Source organism: Micromonospora desertarenae (genome assembly GCF_056150265.1).
This window is the reverse complement of record NZ_JAXCFQ010000004.1, coordinates 17074-38246: the sequence shown is the minus strand read 5'-3', so window position 1 is coordinate 38246 and position 21173 is coordinate 17074. Positions and strand designations below refer to the sequence as shown.

Here is a 21173-nt window from a genome sequence, read left to right as displayed (position 1 = left end):
ACCTCCGCGTGCACTCCACCACCGGCTAACTGAACCGACGCACCCGCGCGTCGAGATGTTCCCGAGCGGCCGGCGGGGTCTGCGCGGCGAAGGTTTCCAGCGCCGCCCGCGCCTCGTCGGACACTCCGGCGGGCACCACCACGTCGAGCGTCACCAGCAGGTCACCGGCCCGCCCGTCGCGGCGTACCACGCCCTTGCCCCGCGCCCGCAGGATCCGGCCGCTCGGCGTGCCCGGCGGCACCCGCAGGGTCACCGCGCCGTCGAGCGTGGGTACCCGCAGATCGGTGCCGAGCACCGCCTCCGCGAACGTGATCGGCACGGTCAGCGTGAGGTCGTCGCCGGTACGCCCGAACAGCTCGTCCGGACGCACCTTCACGTGGACGAACAGGTCACCGGCCGGCCCGCCGCGCTCGCCGGGCTCACCCCGCCCGGCCAGCCGGATCCGCTGCCCGTCGGCCACCCCGGCGGGGAACCGGACGTTGAGCGTCCGGGTCTTGGTGACCCCGCCGGTGCCCTGGCACTCCGGGCACTTCTCCTCCACGATCGTGCCCACGCCCTGGCAGTTGCGGCACGGCTCGGAGAAGCTGAACGACCCCTGGTTGCGGGTGGTCACGCCGGCGCCCTGGCACACCGGGCAGGTGCGCGGCTGGGTGCCGGGCTTGGCCCCGCTGCCGTGGCAGGTGTCGCAGACCCCGGGCGCGCGCAGCGTCAGCGGGAGCGTCACCCCGCGTACCGCGTCGCCGAAGTCGAGCGCCACCTCGGCCTCGACGTCCCGCCCCCGGGCCGGCCCGCGGGGCGCCGCCCCGCCTCCGCCGCCCGAGAAGATCGAACTGAACAGGTCCTGGAAGCCGGCGCCGCCGAAGCGCCGGTCGCCCCCGCCGGCCGCGCCCCCGAACAGGTCGGAGACGTCGAACGGCATCCCGCCCGGCTGGCCGGCGCCACGCGCACTGCGCCGGAACGCGCCCGAGCCGAACAGCGAGCGCATCTCGTCGTACTCGCGGCGCTTGGCCTCGTCGCCGAGCACCGCGTACGCCTCGGAGACGGCCTTGAACCGCTCCTCCGCCTTCGGGTCACCCGGGTTGTGGTCCGGGTGCGACTCCCGGGCCAGCTTCCGGTAGGCCTTCTTGATCTCGTCTGCGGAGGCGGCCTTCGCCACGCCCAGTTCGGCGTAGTAGTCCTTCTCGATCCAGTCCTTGGAACTCACCGGTCCACCCCCTCCCGGCCCACATGGCCCGGACGCCCCGCCCGTCGTACGCCGGCGGGCGGGGCGGTCCGGTCACTCACTCGCATCTATTCCGGGTCGGCGACCCCGACCAGCGCCGGCCGCAGCAGCCGCTCGCCGATCTGGTAGCCGCGTCGCATGATCTGCACACAGGTCGGCTCGGTGACGTCGGCCGAGGTCTGGTGCGCCACCGCCTCGTGCCGGGTCGGGTCGAACGGGTCGCCCTGCTCGCCGAACGCGGTGAGCCCGAACTTGCCGAGCGCCGTGGTGAGCTGCTCGGCCACCGAGCCGAACGGCCCGACCAGGTCGCCGTGCTCGCGGGCGCGGTCCAGGTCGTCGAGGATCGGCAGCAGCGCGGCGAGCACCGCCCCGGTGGCCTGCTCGGTGACCAGGCCCCGGTCGCGGTCCACCCGCTTGCGGTAGTTGGCGTACTCCGCCGTCACCCGCTGCAGGTCCCGGGTCCGCTCGTCCAGCTCGGCGCGGAGCGCCTCCAGCTCGGCCGCGAGCGGCGTGCCGGTGCCGGTGCCGCCCTCCGCCGGCTCGGCCGGCGCGTCCACCACCGGCGGACCGCCCGGTGCCGAGCCCTCGGCGGGCGTGGCCTCGACCTCGATCTCGTCGACGACGACCTCGGCGTCCTCGACCAGCCCCTCGGCCGGGACGTCCGTCCCGGCGTCGGCGGCGGCCGCGTCCGGCTCGACCGTCTCGCTGATCTTGCGGTTGTTGCGGATGACGACCCGCGGCTTCTCGCCAGCTGCCTGCTCGGCCTGCTCGGCGGGCGCCGAGCCACCCGGCGCCGACCCGGTGGCGCCCGGGTCGGCGGCTCGTGGCTTCTCCGTCATACGGCTACCTCATCCCTGTGCGTGGAGTTCGGGTGGCGAGGCCGAAGGTCACTTCTTGTCCTCGTCCACGATCTCCGCGTCGACCACGTCGTCGTCGCCACCGGCCTGCGGGCCACCGGTCGCCCCGGCGCCGGCGCCGGCACCCGCGGCACCCGGCTGCTGCTGCTCGGCCTGCTGGGCGTAGAGCAGCGAACCGGCCTGCTGGGAGACCTGGGCCAGCTTCTCGTGCGCCGACTTGATCTTCTCGATGTCGCTGCCGCCGAGCGCGCCGCGCAGCTCGCCGAGGGCCTCGTTGAGCTGGTCCTTGTTCTCGGCGGGGAGCTTGTCGCCGTTCTCCGCCAGGAACTTCTCGGTCTGCCACTGGAGCGCCTCGGCCACGTTGCGGGTCTCGGCCTCCTCGCGGCGGCGCTTGTCCTCCTCGGCGTGCTCCTCGGCGTCCCGGCGCATCCGCTCGATGTCGTCCTTCGGCAGCGAGGAGCCGCCGGTGATCGTCATCTTCTGCTCCTTGCCGGTGCCGAGGTCCTTGGCGTGCACGTTGACGATGCCGTTGGCGTCGATGTCGAAGGTGACCTCGATCTGCGGCACGCCGCGCGGCGCCGGCGGGAGGCCGGTCAGCTCGAAGGTGCCGAGCTTCTTGTTGTAGGCGGCGATCTCGCGCTCACCCTGGAAGACCTGGATCAGCACCGACGGCTGGTTGTCGTCCGCCGTGGTGAAGACCTCGGAGCGCTTGGTCGGGATGGTGGTGTTGCGCTCGATCAGCTTGGTGAAGATGCCGCCCTTGGTCTCGATGCCCAGGCTCAGCGGGGTCACGTCGAGCAGCAGGACGTCCTTCACCTCGCCCTTGAGCACACCGGCCTGCAGGGCGGCGCCGACGGCGACGACCTCGTCCGGGTTGACGCCCTTGTTGGGCTCCTTGCCGGTGAGCTGCTTGACCAGGTCGGTCACGGCCGGCATCCGGGTCGAACCACCGACCAGGATGACGTGGTCGACGTCGGAGACCTTGATCCCGGCGTCCTTCACGGCCTGCTCGAACGGGCCCTTGCAGCGGTCCAGCAGGTCCTGCGTCATCCGCTGGAACTCGGCGCGGCTGAGCGTCACGTCCAGGTGCAGCGGGCCGGCCGCGCCGGCGGTGATGTACGGCAGGTTGATGTTGGTGGTGGTGGCGGCGGACAGCTCGATCTTGGCCTTCTCGGCCGCCTCACGGAGCCGCTGCAGGGCCATCTTGTCCTGCGCCAGGTCGATGCCGTGCTCGCCACGGAAGGTCTTCACCAGGTGGTCGATGATCCGCTGGTCCCAGTCGTCGCCACCGAGGTGGTTGTCACCGCTGGTCGACTTGACCTCGATGACGCCCTCGGCCAGCTCCAGCAGCGACACGTCGAAGGTGCCGCCACCGAGGTCGAAGACCAGGACGGTCTGCTCCTTGGAGCCCTTGTCCAGCCCGTACGCCAGGGCGGCCGCGGTCGGCTCGTTGACGATCCGCAGCACGTTGAAGCCGGCGATCTCACCGGCCTCCTTGGTGGCCTGGCGCTGGCCGTCGTTGAAGTAGGCCGGGACGGTGATCACCGCGTCGGTGATCTGCTCGCCCAGGTACGCCTCCGCGTCCCGCTTGAGCTTCATCAGCGTCCGGGCCGAGATCTCCTGCGGGGTGTACTTCTTGCCGTCGATGTCGACGGACCAGTTGGTGCCGATCTCCCGCTTGACCGACCGGATGGTCCGGTCCGGGTTGGTCACCGCCTGGCGCTTGGCGACCTCACCGACGAGCACCTCGCCGTTGCGGGCGAACGCGACGATCGACGGGGTCGTCCGCGAGCCCTCCGCGTTGGCGATGACGGTGGGCTCACCGCCCTCCAGGACGCTGACGCAGGAGTTCGTCGTGCCGAGGTCGATACCGACCGCACGTGCCATCTTCGCTTCCTCGCTTCGTTACGTTGAGCAGGTGACGGGCACCGCCCGCTGAACTGTCCGGCGGGTGCCCGCTGCCGGACCCCACCACAAGTTGAGTGAACTTGACTCAATAGTGCCACGCGGTCCGCGATCGTCAAGTCGAGGTTGAGTCTGGCTGACGCAAGTCCGACACAGCTACTCATCAGTTGTCTTCCCTTGCATCGGTCGGGCACGCTTTAGCGGTGACGACGCACGGCGATTCCGCCACCCAGTCCGGCGCGCCCGCCGTCGCAGCCCGCACCGGCGGAACGGACGCCGGGGAGGACCCGCCCGCCACCACCGGGGAGGACACCCTGCCCGCGGCGCTCGCCGGCCTGCGGGCCGCGATCGGGGCGGCCCGGTTCCCGCTCGTCCTGCCCTCGGCCGAGCCGGCCCGGCGTACCGGCGCCGCCCTCACCGACCAGCTCGACGACTACCTCATCCCCCGCCTCGCCCGGCTGGACGCGCCGCTGCTGGTGGTGGTCGGCGGGTCCACCGGCGCGGGCAAGTCGACACTGGTCAACAGCCTGGTGCAGGCCCGGGTGAGCGCCGCCGGCGTGCTCCGGCCGACCACCCGCTCGCCGGTGCTGGTCTGCAACCCGGCCGACGCCGCCTGGTTCCGCCAGGGCGAGCTGCTGCCCGGCCTCACCCGCACCAACGAACCGAGTGCGGATCCGCGCACCCTGCACCTGGTCACCGCCCCGGCGCTGCCGGCCGGGCTGGCCTTCCTCGACGCGCCCGACATCGACTCGGTGGTCGACGCCAACCGGGCCCTGGCCGGCCAACTGCTGGCCGCCGCCGACCTCTGGCTCTTCGTCACCACCGCCGCCCGCTACGCCGACGCGGTCCCCTGGGAGCTGCTGCGCAGCGCCCGCTCCCGGGGCGCGGTGATCGCCATGGTGCTCGACCGGGTCCCCCCGGAGGCGGCCGACGAGATCGCCGCCCACCTGTCCGAGATGCTGGCCGCGCAGGATCTCGGCGCGGCGCCGCTCTTCGTGCTGCCGGAGACCTGGGTCGACGGGCAGGGGCTGCTGCCCGACCGGGTCACCGCGCCGCTGGCCGGCTGGTTCGCCCGGCTGGCCGCCGACGCGGACGCCCGGGCCGCCGTGGTCCGGCAGACCCTGGACGGGGCGCTCGCCTCGCTGCACCCCACCGTCGAGGGGCTCGCCGAGGCCGCCGAGGAGCAGGTGGCCGCCGCGGACGCGCTCGACGAGCGGGTCCGGGCCGCGTACCGGGGGGCGCACCGGACGGTCGAGCAGGGGCTGCGCGACGGTCGGCTGCTCCGCGGCGAGGTGCTCGCCCGCTGGCAGGAGTTCGTCGGCACCGGCGAGTTCTTCCGCACCCTGGAGGCGCGGATCGGCCGGCTGCGCGACCGGGTGGTGGCCGCGGTGACCGGCCGGCCCGCCCCGGCCGCCGAGCTGCGGACCGCCATCGAGTCGCAGCTGGTCACCCTGCTGCGCGGGGTCGCCGCCGAGGCGGCCGAGAACGCGTACACCGGGTGGAAGGCGCACCCGGCGGGGTCGGCGCTGCTCGAACCGCCGCTCGCCCACCCCTCCGACGACCTGCCCGAGCGCGCCGAGCGGATGGTCCGCGACTGGCAGCGCGCCGTGCTGGAGCTGGTCCGGGCCGAGGGCGGCGACAAGCGGTTCGTGGCCCGCACGGCGGCGTACGCGGTGAACGCCACCGGGCTGGCGGTGATGATCGCGGTGTTCGCCTCGACCGCGTTCATCCCGACCGGGCTGGAGGTGGCCACCGGCGCCGGCACCACCGTCGCCGCGCAGGCAGTGCTCCAGGCGATCTTCGGCGACCAGGCCGTGCGTACGCTCGCCAACAAGGCCCGGACCGACCTGCTGGACCGGGTGCGGGCGCTGCTGGACGACGAGGCCGCCCGCTACCTCACCCGTACCGAGCAGGCCCGGCCGGCCGCGGACACCGCCGCCGAGCTGCGCCGGGCCGCCCGCCGGGTGGAGGTCGCCCGGCACCGCAGCGGCTTCGCCGAGGCCACCGGCGCCGCCCTCCCGACCGAGGAGGAGCGGTGAACAACATCGTCGGGCGGATGCGCGAGGCGTTCCGCGGCGACCAGCGGGTGGACGCGGACGACCTGATCGCCCGGCTGGAGGCGATCGAGCGGTTCCTCGGCCTGGTCGACGGGCACCTGCCGGACGCCCGGCTGGTCGCCGCGCACACCCTGGTCGAGCGGGCCGGCACCCGGCTGTCACTCTCCCGCGACCACACAGTGGTGGCCCTCGCCGGGGCCACCGGCAGCGGCAAGTCCAGCCTGTTCAACGGGCTGGCCCGGCTGGAGCTGTCACCGGTCGGGGTACGCCGGCCCACCACCGGCGTCACGCACGCCTGCGTGTGGGGGCCGCTGGACGGCGGCAGCCGGCTGCTCGACTGGATCGGCGTGCTGCCCCGGCACCGGTTCGTCCGGGAGAGCGCGCTGGACGGTGCCGACGAGTCGGCCCTGCACGGGCTGATCCTGCTCGACCTGCCCGACTTCGACTCCGTGCAGCACGCCCACCGGCTGGAGGTGGACCGGCTGCTCGGCCTGGTCGACCTGGTGGTCTGGGTGGTCGACCCGCAGAAGTACGCGGACCGGGTGATCCACACCAGCTACCTGCGCGAGTTCCACCGGCACAGGGACGTGACCCTGGTCGTGCTCAACCAGGCCGACCGGCTACCCCCGGCCGAACTGCCCCGGGTGCTGACCGACCTGCGCCGGCTGCTCGACGCCGACCAGCTCGCCGGCGTACCGCTGCTGGCCACCACGGCCACCGAGCAGGCCGGCATCGCCGGGCTGCGGGAGGCGCTGGAACGCACCGTGGCCGAACGGCAGGCGGCGCTGCGCCGGCTGGCCGGCGACGTGGACGGCGTGGTCGCCGGGCTGGCCGAACTGGTCGGCCGGGACCAACCGTCCGCGGGCCCGGACGCCGCCGTGGTCCGCGAGCTGAACCGGGCGCTGGCCGGCGCGGCCGGGGTGCCGGCGGTGGCCGAGGCGGTCGAGTTGGCGTACCGGCACCGGGCCGGCGCGGCCACCGGCTGGCCGGTGGTGCGGGGCTGGCGGCGGCTGCGCCCCGACCCGCTGCGCCGGCTGCACCTGGCCGGCGGCGCCGCCGGCGACGATCCGGCGGAGAGCCTGGTGGCCGCCACCTCGGTGCCCGACCCGACCGCCGCGCAGCGGTCCGCGCTCGGGCTGGCGATCCGGTCGGTGGCCGACGGGACCGGGGCCGACCTCCCGGGTGCCTGGCAGACGGCGGTGACCGCCGCCGCGCGGTCCCGCCTCGCCGACCTGCCGGACGCGCTGGACCGGGCGGTGGCCGGCACCGACCTGGGCATGGACCGGCGGCCGGTCTGGTGGCGGCTGGTGGGCGGGCTGCAGTGGCTGCTCACCCTGGCCGCGCTGGTCGGCCTGGGCTGGCTCGCGCTGGGCTACGCGCTGCGCGCGCTCGGCCTGCCCGCGCTGGACAACCCCACCGTCGGGGTGGTGCCGCTGCCGACCCTGCTGCTGCTCGGCGGGCTGCTGGCCGGGCTGCTGGTGGCCGCGTTGACCCGGCCGGTCGTCCGGCTGGCCGCCCGGCGCGCCCGGGGCCGGGCCGAGCAACGGCTCACCGCCGAGGTGGCGACGGTCGGCGAGACGTACGTCCTCGCGCCGGTACGGGTCGTGCTCGGCTCGTACGCCAAGGCGCGGGAGGCGCTCCGGTCGGCCACGCGCGACTGACCCGGGCAGCCCGGCGCGCGGCCCACCCGGGGGCCCGGCGCGGGTGACCGGGTGCCCGGCGTGCGGGCGAATCGCTCGGCTCGCTACCGCTGACCGGAACGGCGCGGCGGCGTAGGGTCGATACATGGCCACGCCCCAGACCCCCTACGACGCGGTGCTCCAGGCCGCACGCGACGTGACCAGGCTGGACACCGCCCTCGACGCCGAGATGCTCGGTGCCGCGCTGCTCGGCAGCGTCTACGCGGTCGCCGAGACCGACCGCAGCGCCGCGGTGCGGGACTTCGTGGCCGGCTTCCTGGCCGCCACCTCCCGCCGCCGCACGGCCGCCGCCACCACCATCCGCTCCGTCTTCGCCGCCCTGGTGCCCGACGCCGAGGGCGCCGCCCGGGTCCGCCCCGGCGCCACCGCGCCGGCCTGGTCGGGCCAGCTCGGCAAGGTGCACCTCACCGGCAGCTGGGCCTACGGCGACGTGTACGGCGACCAGACCTCCTACCTCGCCACCTTCGCCTACGACGACGCGGCCGGCGGCCCGGAGCACGCCCTGGTGGCCCTGGTCGACCACAACATCGGGATCACCAAGGACGTCTTCGTCGGCGGGCCGGCCGAACGGATCCTGGAGCAGGTCCGGCAGATGTGCGCCGGCGACGAGCTGACCTGGTTCCGGGAGGAGGATCCGGCCCGGATGCACGGCGAGGTGAGCCGGCACCTGGCGATCACCGACGACCTCGGTGAGCTGCCGGGTGAGGGCTCGCTGGCCACCGACCGGGCGCTGGTCGGCGCGCGGCTGGCGCTGCTGCCGCACGGCGCGGTCCCGCCGGCCGACCCGGACGCCGTCGAGCCGCTCTCCGCCGCCGAGCGTACGGAGCTGGTGCGGCGGTTCCTCGCCTCGCCCGAGGCGGCCCGGTTCGGCCTGGACAGCGTCGACGGCCCGGAACTGGCGTCCCTGCACTTCTGCCTGAGCCTGCTGCTGGACCACGCGGCGAGCTTCCCGGACGCCGACCCGCTGCGCTGGAGTCCCGCGGTGGCCGGGCTGTTCCTGCTGGACTGGGTGCACCGGCGGGCCGTGCTCGACATGGACGACGCCGCGATGCTGCCCCGGGTGCTGCGCGCCTGGGCCGGCTACGCCGCCCGGCAGCGCGGGCTGCCCGAGCCGGCCGCGGCGCAGACCGACACCGCGATCGAGGAGATGGTGCCGGAGTTCGCCCGGCTCTACACCACCGGCGAGCGGCGCAGCCCGGCCACCGCCGCGGTCGCCCAGCTCATGGCCGACGGCGTCGACCCCGACGACCCCGCCGCCCTGAACGCCTGGATCGAAGCCAACCGCCACCGCCTAGCCGACGACGGCGCCTAACCCCCACCCCCCGTGAACCCCGTTGATCATGAGGTTGGCGGCGGTCGACGAGATCGACACCGCCGCCAACCTCATGATCAACAGGCGGAGGTCACGGGTTGACCAGGGTGAGGTGGGTGGGGGCGATCGAGACGGTGAGGCGCTGGCCCCAGTCGAGGGTGAGGCGGTCGGATTCCAGGCCGTCGGCGAAGGCCACCAGGCCGTCGGACTCGGCCACCAGGTCCAGCCGGTCGCCCGCGGCCAGCCGGCCGGCGGTGAGGCCGACGCCGGTGACCGGGGACGGCCACGCCTCCCGGACGAACCAGCCGAGCGCGGCCTCCTCCGGGGCGGGCGGCGGCGGCGCACCCGGACGGTCGCGCGCGATCGACGCACACCAGCCGGTCGCCCCCGTACCGCTGCCGACCACCACCCCGGAGGAGGAGTGCCGCTCCCGCCGGGTCCGCCCGCTCTCGCAGACCGAGAGCAGGTAGCGGGCGGACTGGTGGGAGGCGTGCCCGACGTACACCTCGTTGAGGCCGACCAGTTCCTGGCCGTCGTCGAGGGCGGCCCGGACCATGGTCCGGGCGGCGGTCGGGGCCGCGCCCGCCACCACCGCCGGCAGCAGGGCGGCGAGCGACCCGGCGCGGTGCCGGACCAGCACCCCGGCGTTGCGCCCCGGTTCGGGGTCGACGCCGATCACCGGCTGCCCGGACAGGTACTTGGCGACGTTGGCCACCAGGCCGTCCGGCCCCACCGCCACCACCACGTCCTCCGGGGCGAAGAGGAACCGGGGCAGGTCGTCGCGGTCCACCGCGCCGCGCCGCCAGTCCGCCGGCACGGCCGCCCCGACAGTGGTCAGCGCGGCCTGGAGCGCCTCGTGCCGGTCCACCACCTCGGCCAGGTCCCGGCCGCGTTCCCGCAGGTACCAGGCGGCCGCGGCCCGGGTGCCGTGCCGGGCCAGCAGCTCGTCCAGCTCGCTGCGCCGGCTGACCACGACGACCCGGGGCGCGAGGGTGCCGGCCCCGGCGCCGCCGCCCGCCCGGCCGCTCACCGGAGCGACCCCGGGCGGCACGCCGGGCCCGGCCCGATCTCCGCCGCGCGGCGGCTCGTCCCGCCGCTCATCGGGCCGGGACCAGCCGGGCCAGCAGGTCGGAGACCAGGTCGGGGGTGACCGTGAGCTGCCCGATCTGCGGCAGCTGCCCGGCCAGCTCCCGGACCGTCAGGGCCCGCAGCACCTCCGGCGGCAGTTCGGCGTACGCGGCCAGCTTCGCCGCCTCCGCCTCGGCCTCGGCGTGCCCGAGCACGCGCACCCCGTCGGCCCGGGCGGCGGCCAGCATCCGCTCCTTCTCCGCCTCGGCGCCGGCGAGCACCCGGGCCCGCTCGGCGGCCGCCGCGTTGGCGACCTTCTCCCGCTCGGCCTTGCCCTGGGCGGCGGCGAGTTCGGCGGCGGCGTCCAGCTCTACCCGGCGCCGGGAGTTCGCGCCGTGCTGCTCGACCAGTTGCTGCTCCCGCCGGGCCAGCTCGATCTTGTTCTGGAGTTCGTTCTCGGCGATCGAGCGCTCCTGCTCGACCGCCTGGGCGCGCCGGGCGTAGGTCGCCCGGTCGGCCTCGACCTGCACCGCCTCCCGGGTCGGCGTCTGCAACGCGCGCTCCAGCTCGGGCTCGGGGCGGATGGCCACCACCCGGGCGCTGACCACCGCCACGCCGACGTCGGCGAGCCGGGGCTCGGCCGCCAGGGCCGCCGAGACCGCCTCGCGGACCGGCGCGATGGTGGTGAGCGCCTCGGCCAGCGGCACCCGGGCGAGCAGGTCGAGGGCGGGCTGCTGGGCCAGCTCGGCGAGGAGCGTGGCCATCTGGTCGAGCGGGCGGGACCGGGCCCGGCCGGTACGCGGGTCGACCGAGAAGTCGAGCCGGGCCGCGGCCAGCGCCGGGTCGGCCACCCGGTAGGTCACCGTGGCCTGCACGGTGATGTCGGCGAAGTCGCCGGTGCGGGCGTGGAAGAGCAGCGGCAGCTCCCGGTCGTCCACCGGCACCTCGCTGAGCACCGCCCGCAGCGGCCGGTACCAGAAGGAGAGCCCGGTGCCCTCCCGGCGGACCCGCCCGCCGACCTGCCACCGGACCCAGCTGGTCGGCGTTCCGCGCAGGTGGCGCAGGAAGAAGCGCCTCGTCACATCGGCCATCGTCTCCACCTCGTTTCTTTTTCGTCGTCACGACGATAAACGCTCTGCTAGATTCTCGTCAAGGTGGTGATAAAGATGGCCGAGTACCCGCCCTTCGCGGTGACCGTCGACCTGGTGGTGCTGACCGTCCGGGCCGACGAGCTGAACGTCCTGCTGGTCCGGCGCGGCATCGAGCCGTACCGGGGGCGCTGGGCGCTGCCCGGCGGCTTCGTCCAGATCGACGAGGACCTACCGGCCGCCGCCGTCCGCGAGCTGACCGAGGAGACCGGTCTCGCCGAGCCGGCCGGGCACCTCGAGCAGCTCGGCACGTACGGCCGGCCGGACCGCGACCCGCGCGGCCGGGTGGTCACGGTGGCCTGGCTGGCCCTGCTGCCCGATCTCGGCAGCCCGGTGGCCGGCACGGACGCCGCCTCGGCGGACTGGCTGCCGGTCGCCCGGCTGACCCCCGGGCAGCTCGCCTTCGACCACGACCGGATCCTCGCCGACGGGGTGGAGCGGGCCCGGGCGAAGCTCGAGTACACCCCGCTGGCCGCGGCGTTCTGCCCGCCCGAGTTCACCGTGGCGCAACTGCGGGCGGTCTACGAGACGGTCTGGGGCACCCGGCTGGACCCGCGCAACTTCCACCGCAAGGTGACCGGCACGCCGGGGTTCGTGGAGCCGGTGGGCCGCGCCACCGAGGGCGAGCGGGGCCGGCCGGCCCAGCTGTTCCGGCGCGGTACGGCCACCCTGCTGCACCCGCCGATGCTGCGCCCGTCCTGACCGGGGGTGCGCTACCGCCGTGGCCGTGCTCGGCGCGCCTGTCCGGACCGGACGGGCGGCGACCCGGGCGGCCCCGGATCGCGCCAGCTCAGCGGAGGGTGGCGAAGACGACGCCCGCGATCAACCCGCCGAGCCCGCCACCGGCCAGCACCTGGGCCACCGTGTGATCGCCCAGCCGCACCCGGGACCAGCCGACCAGGGCGAGCAGCGGCGCGGTGACCAGCAGCCGGACGCCGAACGTCAACACCAGCACCACCACCGTGCCGGCGGCCACCGCCGCGTGGATGGACAGCTTCCACCAGTGGCTCACCCCCACGGCGACCACCAGACCGAGCACGCCGGCGGCGGTCAGCGCCAGCACCGGGCGGGGCGCGCCGAGCGCGGCGAGCAGGACCAGCCCGGCGGCCACCGAGCAGAGGCCGAAGAGCAACGGGATCCGCCGCTGCTCGCGGACGCCCACGTGGTGGTCGGTGAGCCGGCCCCGGCGCACCCCGCCGAGGATGTACGCGAACGGGATGCCGGTGACGAAGAGCGTGGCGAGCAGCCCCCAGGCCAGGCCGCGCGGGTCGCCCTGACTGCTGTGCCAGCCGATCGTCACGGTCAGCACGGTGACCAGCACCGCGGGCGCGGTCACCTCGGTGACGATCCGGGCCAGCCGGAATCCCGGACCGGAGCGGGTGGCGTCGGCCGGTGGGACCTCGCGATTCACCTGGCGGGAGCCGGCACCGCGCCCGTCACCGGGGTCGGCGAGGTCCGCGGCGCGGGGACCGGAGCGGCCGGCCCGGTGGCCGGCGGGCCGGTACGCGGCGACGGGGTGCGCTCCGCACCCGGGGCCGGCGTACCGGCGGCCGGACGGGGCGCCGGCACCGGCGACCCGGTCGACGTCGGGCTGGTACCGCCGGCGTTGGCCGGCGTGCCGGTCGGGGTGGCCGCCTCGGAGGCGGGAGTGGTGCCGCCGGGTGACGGGGTCGCTCCGTCCGGCGACGCGGGCGGGCCGCCCGTCGGGCTGGGCGAGCCGGTGCCGCTGGGGCTGGTCTCCGCCGAGGGCGACGGCGACGGCGACGACGGGGACGGCGACGGCGAGGTGCCGCCGGTCGGCGACGGCGACGGTGAGGGCGCCGGCCGGGGCGGCGGGGCCGTCGTACCGGCGGTGGGCCGCGGCCGGCCGGGTGGCGGAGTCCGGGCCGGTGCGGGGTCGGCCGCGAACCCGGCCGGACCGCCGGGTCGGCGCGCGGCCGGCCGCCACGGGGCGGTGGCCGCCGGGCCGACGGACGGCGTGGCGGACGGGGTGACCGCCGGCTGGCTGGTCACCGGCAGCGGGATCACCACCGGGCCGACCGACGGGGTCGGGATGAACGGGGTGCTGGTGTCCGGCAGCGCGGTGCTGCCGACGGTGGCCGACCCGGTGCTGATCGCGGCCAGGATCGGCATGGACGCGGTGCCGGCCAGCAGGGCCACGGTGAACAGGTAGCCCCGCGAGGGGGCCACCGAGCCCGGCGCGCGGTGCGCGCCGACCACCCGGCGGTAGCCGCCGGCCGCACGGTGCCGGCCGAGCAGTGGAGCGCCTGGTCCCTCAGCTGGGTCGGACACCGCACACTCCTCGTCGTCGTCGGCCACCGGGAGACCGGACGGGCCGCGCCCACCCGGGGAAGCGGCAAACCACTCGATCGGTGGCGATCCGCCCGAACCAGGGTGGCGCAGTGACGGTGCGTCAGCCAACCCGTTACCGCGTGTCGCCACGCGTATCTGGCCGAACGGTGACGAACCATCGCCGGAACGGTCGGGCGGCGATCGGAGCGACACCGGGCGATCGGTGTAACGAACTGGGCGGCCCCGACGGTGCGGGGCGGGCGTACTGTGGGCCCGCTCACCCTTGATGCGAATATGGACCACGACGGCAACGCAGCCGCGACCTCCGCGCACCCTCGCGGCAGGCGCGGCGCGGCGCCGGCGCTCCCCGAACCGGGTTCGGCCTGAATCCGGCTCACGCCGCGCGGCAACCCCCACCGGGGCTAGGCGCGGCCGCCAGGAACCGGTCCGGCACCAGCCGGACAGGCGCACGAGTTGCGCGGCCGGGTGACCCCCCGGTGCCGACGCAGACATGACAGGGAGAGACGGATGGCAAAGGGCGACCCCGGGGTCACCACCCGCGGCCGGCGGGCCGCACCCCGGTCGAAGAAGGCCGGGGCCGGCAAGGCCGGTGACCCGGAACTGGTGCAGCTGCTCACCCCCGAGGGCGAGCGGATCGAGAGCGTGACCGGGCCGGACGGCACCGAGTACCGCGTCGACTTCACCGACGAGGAGTACCGCGGCCTCTACCGGGACCTGGTGCTGGTTCGCAAGCTGGACGCCGAGGCCACCGCCCTGCAGCGGCAGGGTGAGCTGGGCATCTGGGCGAGCCTGCTGGGTCAGGAGGCGGCCCAGGTCGGCTCCGGCCGGGCGCTGCGTACGCAGGACATGGCCTTCCCGACCTACCGCGAGCACGGCGTGCTCTACTGCCGGGGCATCGACCCGATCATGCCGCTCGGCCTGTTCCGCGGCGTCGACCAGGGCGGCTGGGACCCGAACGAGTTCAAGTTCAACATGTACACGATCGTGATCGGGGCGCAGACCCTGCACGCGACCGGGTACGCCATGGGCATCGCCATGGACGGCAAGACCGGCACCGACGACGGCGAGGCGGTCATCGCCTACTTCGGCGACGGGGCGACCAGCCAGGGCGACGTGAACGAGTCGTTCGTCTGGGCCGGCGTGTTCAACGCGCCGATGGTCTTCTTCTGCCAGAACAACCAGTACGCGATCTCCGAGCCGCTGGAGCGGCAGACCCGGATCCCGCTCTACCAGCGGGCCGCCGGCTTCGGCTTCCCGGGCATCCGGGTGGACGGCAACGACGTGCTGGCCACCTACGCGGTCACCCGCCAGGCGCTGGACAACGCCCGGCACGGGCAGGGCCCGAGCCTGATCGAGGCGTACACCTACCGGATGGGGGCGCACACCACCTCCGACGACCCGACCCGGTACCGGATCGCCAGCGAGGTCGAGGCCTGGCAGGCCAAGGACCCGATCGCCCGGATGAAGGCGTTCCTGACCAAGCAGCAGCTGGCCGACGCGGACTTCTTCGCCGAGGTCGACGAGCAGGCCCGCCGCGAGTCGGTGCACCTGCGCGAGCGGGTGCTGGCCATGCCCAACCCGGAGCCGACCACCCTGTTCGACCACGTCTACCCCAACGGGTCGCCGCTGGTCGAGCAGCAGCGGGAGCAGTTCAGCAGGTACCTGGAGTCGTTCGAGGGGAGCGCGCACTGATGGCCACGGAGACGCTCACCCTCGGCAAGGCCCTCAACGTCGGCCTGCGCCGCGCCCTGGAGAACGACCCGAAGGTCGTCATCATGGGCGAGGACGTCGGCAAGCTCGGCGGCGTCTTCCGGATCACCGACGGGCTGCAGAAGGACTTCGGCGACCAGCGGGTGATCGACACCCCGCTCGCCGAGTCCGGCATCATCGGCACCGCGATCGGCCTCGCCATCCGCGGCTACCGGCCGGTCTGCGAGATCCAGTTCGACGGCTTCGTCTACCCGGCGTACGACCAGATCGTGTCGCAGGTGGCGAAGATGCACTACCGCTCGCGCGGCAAGCTGAAGATCCCGATGGTGATCCGGATCCCGTTCGGCGGCGGCATCGGCGCGGTCGAGCACCACTCGGAGTCGCCCGAGGCGTACTTCGCGCACACCGCCGGCCTGAAGGTCGTCTCCTGCGCCAACCCGCAGGACGCCTACGTGATGATCCAGCAGGCCATCGCCTCGGACGACCCGATCATCTTTCTGGAGCCGAAGCGGCGCTACTGGGAGAAGGGTCCGGTGGAGGTGGACGCGCCGCTGGCCGACGCGTACCCGCTGCACGCCGCCCGGGTCGCCCGGCCGGGCACCGATGTCACGGTGTTGGCGTACGGGCCGATGGTGCGCACCTGCCTGGACGCGGCGACCGCCGCCGCCGAGGACGGCCGGGAGCTGGAGGTCATCGACCTGCGCACGCTCTCCCCGCTCGACCTCGGCGTGGTGTACGAGTCGGTGAAGCGCACCGGTCGGGCCGTGGTGGTGCACGAGGCGCCGTCCAACGTCGGCCTCGGCGCGGAGCTGGCGGCCCGGATCACCGAGGAGTGCTTCTACTCCCTGGAGTCCCCGGTGCTGCGGGTGACCGGCTTCGACACCCCCTACCCGGCCGCCCGGGTGGAGGAGGAGTACCTGCCCGACCTCGACCGGGTGCTCGACGCCGTCGACCGCACCTACGGCTGGTGATCGGCATGTCCCGGATCAAGGAGTTCAACCTGCCCGACCTGGGCGAGGGTCTGACCGAGGGCGAGATCCTCAGCTGGCTGGTCGCGGTGGGCGACACCATCGAGCTGAACCAGCCGATCGTCGAGGTGGAGACGGCCAAGGCGGCCGTCGAGATCCCGGCGAAGTGGGCCGGCCGGGTGCAGGCGATCTTCCACCCGGAGGGCACCACGGTGGAGGTCGGCACCCCGATCATCGCGATCGACACCGACCCGAACGCCGGGCCGGTGGAGACGCCGGACGCGCCGTCCGGCACCGCCGGTGGCGACGACCTGCCCACCCCGTCGGCGGCCTCGCTGGCCGCGGTCGAGGTGGCGCCCGCCGAGGGCATGGTCGAGCCGGGCCTGATCGGCGGTCCCGCCCCGGGCGGCCGCACCGCCGTGCTGGTCGGCTACGGCCCGCGTACCACCGCGGCGAAGCGCCGCCCGCGCAAGGGTGACGTCCCCGCGCAGGCCCGGCCGGCCGCGGCCGGCACGGCACCGGCGCGGCCGGAGCCGGTCGCGGCCCCGCCGGTCGAGGCCGCCCCGGCCGCCGACCGCAACGGCCACACCGGCGCGGGCGGGCTGGTGCTGGCCAAGCCGCCGGTGCGCAAGCTCGCCAAGGACCTGGGTGTCGACCTCGCCACGCTGACCGGCTCGGGCCCGCTGGGCTCGATCACCCGGGAGGACGTGCAGCGGGCGGCGGCCGGCGCCACGGCGGCGGCCGAGCCGGTCGCGGCGACGCGGCCGGCCACCGCGGCTGCGAGCTTCGGCGCGGACCGCGAGCAGCGCATCCCGGTCAAGGGGGTACGCAAGCTCACCGCCGAGAACATGGTCCGGTCGGCGTTCACCGCGCCGCACGTGACCGAGTTCCTGACCGTCGACATGACCCGGGCGATGAAGGCCCTGGACCGGCTGCGCAACCGGCGGGAGTGGCGGGACGTGCGCGTCTCCCCGCTGCTGCTGGTGGCCAAGGCGGTGCTGCTGGCGGTCAAGCGGCACCCGATGGTGAACTCCACCTGGTCCGGCGACGAGATCGTCGTCAAGGAGTACGTCAACCTGGGCATCGCGGCGGCCACCGAGCGCGGGCTGATCGTGCCGAACATCAAGGACGCCGGCCGGCTGTCCCTGCGGGAGCTGGCCGACGCGCTGACCGACCTGGTGCAGACGGCCAAGGCCGGCCGCACCTCGCCGGCCGACATGTCCGGGGGCACCCTGACCATCACCAACGTCGGGGTGTTCGGGGTGGACACCGGCACGCCGATCCTGCCGCCGGGCGAGTCGGCGATCCTGGCCTTCGGCGCGGTCCGCGAGATGCCCTGGGTGCACAAGGGCAAGGTCCGCCCGCGCCAGGTCACCACGTTGGGGCTCTCCTTCGACCACCGGATCATCGACGGCGAGCTGGGCTCGAAGTTCCTGCGCGACATCGGGGACTTCCTCAGCGACCCGGAGGCGGCGCTGCTCGCCTGGACCTGACGGCTCGACATCCGGCCACGGCCGGTGTGCCCGGGGTGAACTCCCGGCACACCGGCCGTGTTCGTTTGGAGGACGAGAAACGTCGGTGAGATGGCCCCCTCACCTTTGATTGTTCGGCAGGTGTCTCAGCTCACCTAATAATCGATGGAAGTTACCCGCGTTCTGCGGTTCAATGGAGACATCGACGGGCTGACAACCGAATAGCCAGGAGGAGACACCACCATGAGCATGATCGAGCGAATCCGGAACCGCCGCGACGCCAACCGCCGGGCCCGTGCCATCGAGCACGCGCTGCGCTCGGCCAACTCGCCCGCGGTCCGCGACGAGATCCTCGCCATCGCCCAGCGTCACATGAGCTGACGCTCCACAACTTTCCTCACCTCCTCCAGATCGACGACCCGCCCGGTCCACCCGGGCGGGTCGTCGGCGTTTCACAGCCCTCGGCACCGGGATTCCACCTCGCCGCAGCGCCCGGTACGGTGGGGCTCGGTCGTCACCCGCCGACCCGGACCGGGTCGGGCCGATAGAAGCTGCTCGACACCATCCGGCGACGCGGAGTGACGACCGAGTGCTCCCCGGGCGCCCCCGGGCCGCCACCGGATACGGTGCGGGGAGCCGGCACGGCCGGTACCGCCGGCGACGCCGGCAGCCCTGCCGAGCAGACCGATCGGCACCGGCGGCCGACATGTGATGGAGGAGGCGCACGCATGACGTCCGAGGGCCCGCACCACCCCGGCCAGGAGCCGGACGAGGTGTCGCCGGGCGCCGGCGGACCGGCGCCGTACGGCGACCGACCGGCGCAGCAGCACACCGGCTACGGCGTGCCCACGCCCGACCTGGGCTGGGCGCCACCGCCCCCCGCGCAGCCGGGTCCACCCGCTCCGGCCTGGGCCGCGACCCAGGACCAGCCGCCGCACGCCCGGGGCACGGCCACCCCGCCGCAGCCGGGCGAGCCGGGCGCGTGGAACCCGCCCGGCGACGGGCCACCGGCCTGGCTCGCCCAGGGCGAGCAGCCCGGCCAGCAGCCGTGGGCCGCCGGCGGCTCCGCCGAGCAGCCCGGCTGGGCGCAGGATGAGCAGTCGGCCCCGGCCTGGGCGCAGCAGCCCCCGGTCCGGGGCGCCGCCCAGGTGCCGTCCGCCGCCCCCGACGCCTGGCCCGCCCAGAACGGCGGCGCCGCCGGCCCGGACCCGGCCACCTCGGGCGGCTGGAGCAACGAGCGGCCGGAGCAGTCCGGCGGTTGGGCCGCCGGGCAGCAGGACGACCCGCCGCGCCAGCCCGACTGGGCCGCCGGGCCGCAGCAGGACGACCCGGCCCGCTCCGGCGGCTGGGGTGCCGCCGCGCAGGACGAGCCGCCCGCCTGGGCGCCGGCCGAGCAGCCCGGCGCCCGGGGTGCCGCCCAGGTGCCGCAGGCCGCGCCGGCCTGGGGCGGCCAGGAGGAGCCGGCCGCCCCGGGTGGCTGGAACAACGAGCGGCCGGAGCAGTCCGGCGGTTGGGCCGCCGGGCAGCAGGACGACCCGCCGCGCCAGCCCGACTGGGCCGCCGGGCCGCAGCAGGACGACCCGGCCCGCTCCGGCGGCTGGGCCGCGCGGCAGGACGACCAGCCGCGGCAGCCCGACTGGGCCACCCCCGACGACCGGTCAGCGGTCGGCTGGGACGCCCCCGCCGAGCAGCGCCCGGGCGGCGCCTGGGGTGGACCGGCCGACGACCCGGCCCGTGACGAGCCCGGCGCCTGGGGCGCCACCGCCGCGCCGCAGCCGGCCGACCGGCCGGAGGAGAACGGTTGGACGCCGGCCGAGCCGGCCGCCGCGCCACCGGCCCGGGCCAGCGCGTCCGTGCCCGGCGACGGCGGCCCGCCGGCCTGGTCGCCGGCCGCCGGTGGCCAGTCGCCACAGTGGAACGGTGCCGAGCGCGCCCTCGCGGACGCGGAGCCCTGGGACGCCGCCGAGGCGTGGGGCCGCGCCGAGGCCGAGCCGGCCCGGGCCGACCACGACCGGGAGGCCGACCGGGCCGAGCAGGCCCCCATCTACCAGCCCGCTCCGGGGCCGGGCATCTCGCCGGCCAACGCGGTGCCGCTGCCCCCGCAGGAGCAGCGGGTGCCGGGCGCCAGCCTGGCCGCCGCGCCGCCGGCCGACTACACCCCGCCCGCCCAGTTCGCGCCGGAGCAGCCGGCGTACGCCGAGCAGTCCGCCCGCGAGGGTGGCGCGCCGGCGTACGAGCGGGAGCAGCCGGGCTGGGCGCCGGCCGGATCGCGGCACGACGAGCCGCAGTCCCCGGCCGGTCCGGTGGTGCCCGCCCCGCGTACCTCCCCGGAGGGCGCCGAGCCGGCCGCCGGCAGCGTCTCGGCGAGTGCCGCCGTGCCGCTGGCCAGCCGGGTGATGCCCCCGACCGACCAGGCGTTGCGACCGGCCGGCACGCCCGCGCCGCAGCCGCGGGTGTACGGGCGGCCGGCCCGCCCGGAGCCGGCGGACGAGCCCGAGCCGGCCGAGCAGGACCCGATGCGTGCCGAGCACGCCCCGCCGCGGTTCGACCCGGCGCCGGAGCCCCGCTTCGACGACCGCGCGCCCGGCGGGCCCAACGGCTTCGACGACCGCGCGGCAGCCGGCTCGAACGGCTTCGACGACCGCGCGCCGGGCGGGCCCAACGGCTTCGCCGGGGCCGCCCCGGTCGCGCCGGCCTCGCCGGCGCCGCCGCCGGCGTTCCCGCCGGGGGTGCCCTCCTTCGTCGACGCGCCGCAACAGAACCGGCCGGTCAACGGGGTGCGGCCGCACGCCGGCGACCGCCCGGCCGACCAGTTCGGCGGCCCGGCCGACCCCTTCGGCGGTCCGGCCGCCGGTGGCCCCGCCGTCGGCGGTGCTCCGGTGGGCGCTGCCGTGCCCGGTTACGGTCCCGCCCCCGACCCGGCTCCGGGCGGTGGCTTCCCGCCGCCGTTCCCGCCGCCGGCGCAGCACCCGGCCGGCCCGGCCCCCTGGGAGCAGCAGCAGCCGGCGGAGCAGAACCGGTTCGACTCGTTCAAGCCGGAGGCGGAGCCGAAGACCGAGGCGCCCACCCCCAAGGTGCGCAACGGCCGGGTGCTCGCCGCCGTGCTGGTCGCCGCCGTGCTGATCCTGGCCGTGCCGCTGGGTCTGCTGATGCTGCTCGGCAAGGTCGGGGGTTCCGACACGCCGGCGTTCGACCCGGCGGTCGGGACCTGCGTCAAGAAGTCCGGCGACGGCGCCGCCGCCGCGGACTGCGGCGAGGCGGGCGCGTTCACCGTGGTCTCCAAGGTGGACGCCAAGGAGAAGTGCGCCGACCCGGCGCAGCCGCACGTGGTGCTCGCCGGTGAGGGACCCAACCGGGTGATCTGCCTGAAGCCGGCCGGGCAGTAACCGCACCAGACGACCGGCGGGGCCACGGGTGACCGTGGCCCCGCCGCCGTTGTCC

Annotated in this window: 16 protein-coding genes; 10 read left to right on the top strand and 6 right to left on the bottom strand. The window is 75.5% G+C overall.

The window, feature by feature from the left end:
• Positions 1 to 25 precede the first annotated feature (25 nt).
• The 3 genes from dnaJ to dnaK form a co-directional block, all read right to left on the bottom strand.
• On the bottom strand, positions 26 to 1204 hold the full coding sequence (gene dnaJ / locus SM577_RS08895; protein WP_302922351.1) for a molecular chaperone DnaJ: 1179 nt from the start codon (positions 1202 to 1204) through the stop codon (positions 26 to 28).
• Positions 1205 to 1290: 86 nt separating this feature from the next.
• Positions 1291 to 2061: a nucleotide exchange factor GrpE gene (gene grpE, locus SM577_RS08890; RefSeq protein ID WP_302922352.1), complete on the bottom strand. Its 771-nt coding sequence runs from the start codon at positions 2059 to 2061 to the stop codon at positions 1291 to 1293.
• 48 nt (positions 2062 to 2109) lie between these two features.
• The gene (dnaK, locus tag SM577_RS08885) at positions 2110 to 3966 is read right to left on the bottom strand and encodes a molecular chaperone DnaK (protein WP_474586659.1); all 1857 of its coding nucleotides are present in this window, start codon (positions 3964 to 3966) and stop codon (positions 2110 to 2112) included.
• A gap of 221 nt (positions 3967 to 4187) precedes the next feature.
• Here dnaK and SM577_RS08880 point away from each other — a divergent pair, with 221 nt between their 5' ends.
• The 3 genes from SM577_RS08880 (at position 4188) to SM577_RS08870 (ending at position 9053) form a co-directional block, all read left to right on the top strand.
• Positions 4188 to 6023, top strand: a complete 1836-nt coding sequence (locus SM577_RS08880; RefSeq protein ID WP_474580114.1) for an ABC transporter — start codon at positions 4188 to 4190, stop codon at positions 6021 to 6023.
• 17 nt (positions 6024 to 6040) lie between these two features.
• Complete coding sequence (locus tag SM577_RS08875) at positions 6041 to 7702, top strand: GTPase (protein WP_474586864.1); 1662 nt, start codon at positions 6041 to 6043, stop codon at positions 7700 to 7702.
• A 124-nt stretch (positions 7703 to 7826) separates the two neighbouring features.
• The gene (locus tag SM577_RS08870) at positions 7827 to 9053 is read left to right on the top strand and encodes a hypothetical protein (protein WP_474580115.1); all 1227 of its coding nucleotides are present in this window, start codon (positions 7827 to 7829) and stop codon (positions 9051 to 9053) included.
• Between the two features lie 91 nt (positions 9054 to 9144).
• Here SM577_RS08870 and SM577_RS08865 read toward each other — a convergent pair whose 3' ends face one another.
• Together SM577_RS08865 and SM577_RS08860 are read right to left on the bottom strand one after the other, a co-directional pair.
• On the bottom strand, positions 9145 to 10083 hold the full coding sequence (locus SM577_RS08865; RefSeq protein WP_474586658.1) for a hypothetical protein: 939 nt from the start codon (positions 10081 to 10083) through the stop codon (positions 9145 to 9147).
• A gap of 67 nt (positions 10084 to 10150) precedes the next feature.
• Positions 10151 to 11212 (bottom strand): SPFH domain-containing protein, encoded by a 1062-nt coding sequence (locus SM577_RS08860; protein WP_474586657.1) that lies wholly within the window; start codon positions 11210 to 11212, stop codon positions 10151 to 10153.
• Between the two features lie 75 nt (positions 11213 to 11287).
• On the opposite strand from SM577_RS08860, the gene SM577_RS08855 reads away from it, so the two are divergent.
• Positions 11288 to 11971 carry an NUDIX hydrolase gene (locus tag SM577_RS08855; protein ID WP_302922358.1) on the top strand — a complete coding sequence of 228 codons (684 nt, stop codon included), beginning with the start codon at positions 11288 to 11290 and terminating at the stop codon, positions 11969 to 11971.
• 88 nt (positions 11972 to 12059) lie between these two features.
• Here the strand turns inward: SM577_RS08855 and SM577_RS08850 are convergent, their stop codons facing one another.
• Positions 12060 to 12680 (bottom strand): phosphatase PAP2 family protein, encoded by a 621-nt coding sequence (locus tag SM577_RS08850; protein ID WP_302922359.1) that lies wholly within the window; start codon positions 12678 to 12680, stop codon positions 12060 to 12062.
• 105 nt (positions 12681 to 12785) lie between these two features.
• Here SM577_RS08850 and SM577_RS08845 point away from each other — a divergent pair, with 105 nt between their 5' ends.
• The 6 genes from SM577_RS08845 to SM577_RS08820 all read left to right on the top strand — a co-directional run bounded on the left by SM577_RS08845 (position 12786) and on the right by SM577_RS08820 (position 21118).
• On the top strand, positions 12786 to 13442 hold the full coding sequence (locus SM577_RS08845; RefSeq protein ID WP_474586656.1) for a hypothetical protein: 657 nt from the start codon (positions 12786 to 12788) through the stop codon (positions 13440 to 13442).
• Positions 13443 to 14089: 647 nt separating this feature from the next.
• Positions 14090 to 15274, top strand: coding sequence for a pyruvate dehydrogenase (acetyl-transferring) E1 component subunit alpha (pdhA, locus tag SM577_RS08840; protein ID WP_302922361.1), 1185 nt, complete (start codon positions 14090 to 14092; stop codon positions 15272 to 15274).
• On the top strand, positions 15274 to 16263 hold the full coding sequence (locus SM577_RS08835; protein ID WP_302922362.1) for an alpha-ketoacid dehydrogenase subunit beta: 990 nt from the start codon (positions 15274 to 15276) through the stop codon (positions 16261 to 16263). Before pdhA ends, SM577_RS08835 begins: the two co-directional genes overlap by 1 nt.
• A 5-nt stretch (positions 16264 to 16268) precedes the next feature.
• On the top strand, positions 16269 to 17753 hold the full coding sequence (locus tag SM577_RS08830; RefSeq protein WP_474586655.1) for a dihydrolipoamide acetyltransferase family protein: 1485 nt from the start codon (positions 16269 to 16271) through the stop codon (positions 17751 to 17753).
• 222 nt (positions 17754 to 17975) lie between these two features.
• Positions 17976 to 18113, top strand: a complete 138-nt coding sequence (locus SM577_RS08825; protein WP_167180486.1) for a hypothetical protein — start codon at positions 17976 to 17978, stop codon at positions 18111 to 18113.
• A 347-nt stretch (positions 18114 to 18460) separates the two neighbouring features.
• The gene (locus tag SM577_RS08820) at positions 18461 to 21118 is read left to right on the top strand and encodes a DNA polymerase III subunit gamma/tau domain-containing protein (RefSeq protein WP_474586654.1); all 2658 of its coding nucleotides are present in this window, start codon (positions 18461 to 18463) and stop codon (positions 21116 to 21118) included.
• Positions 21119 to 21173 lie beyond the last annotated feature (55 nt).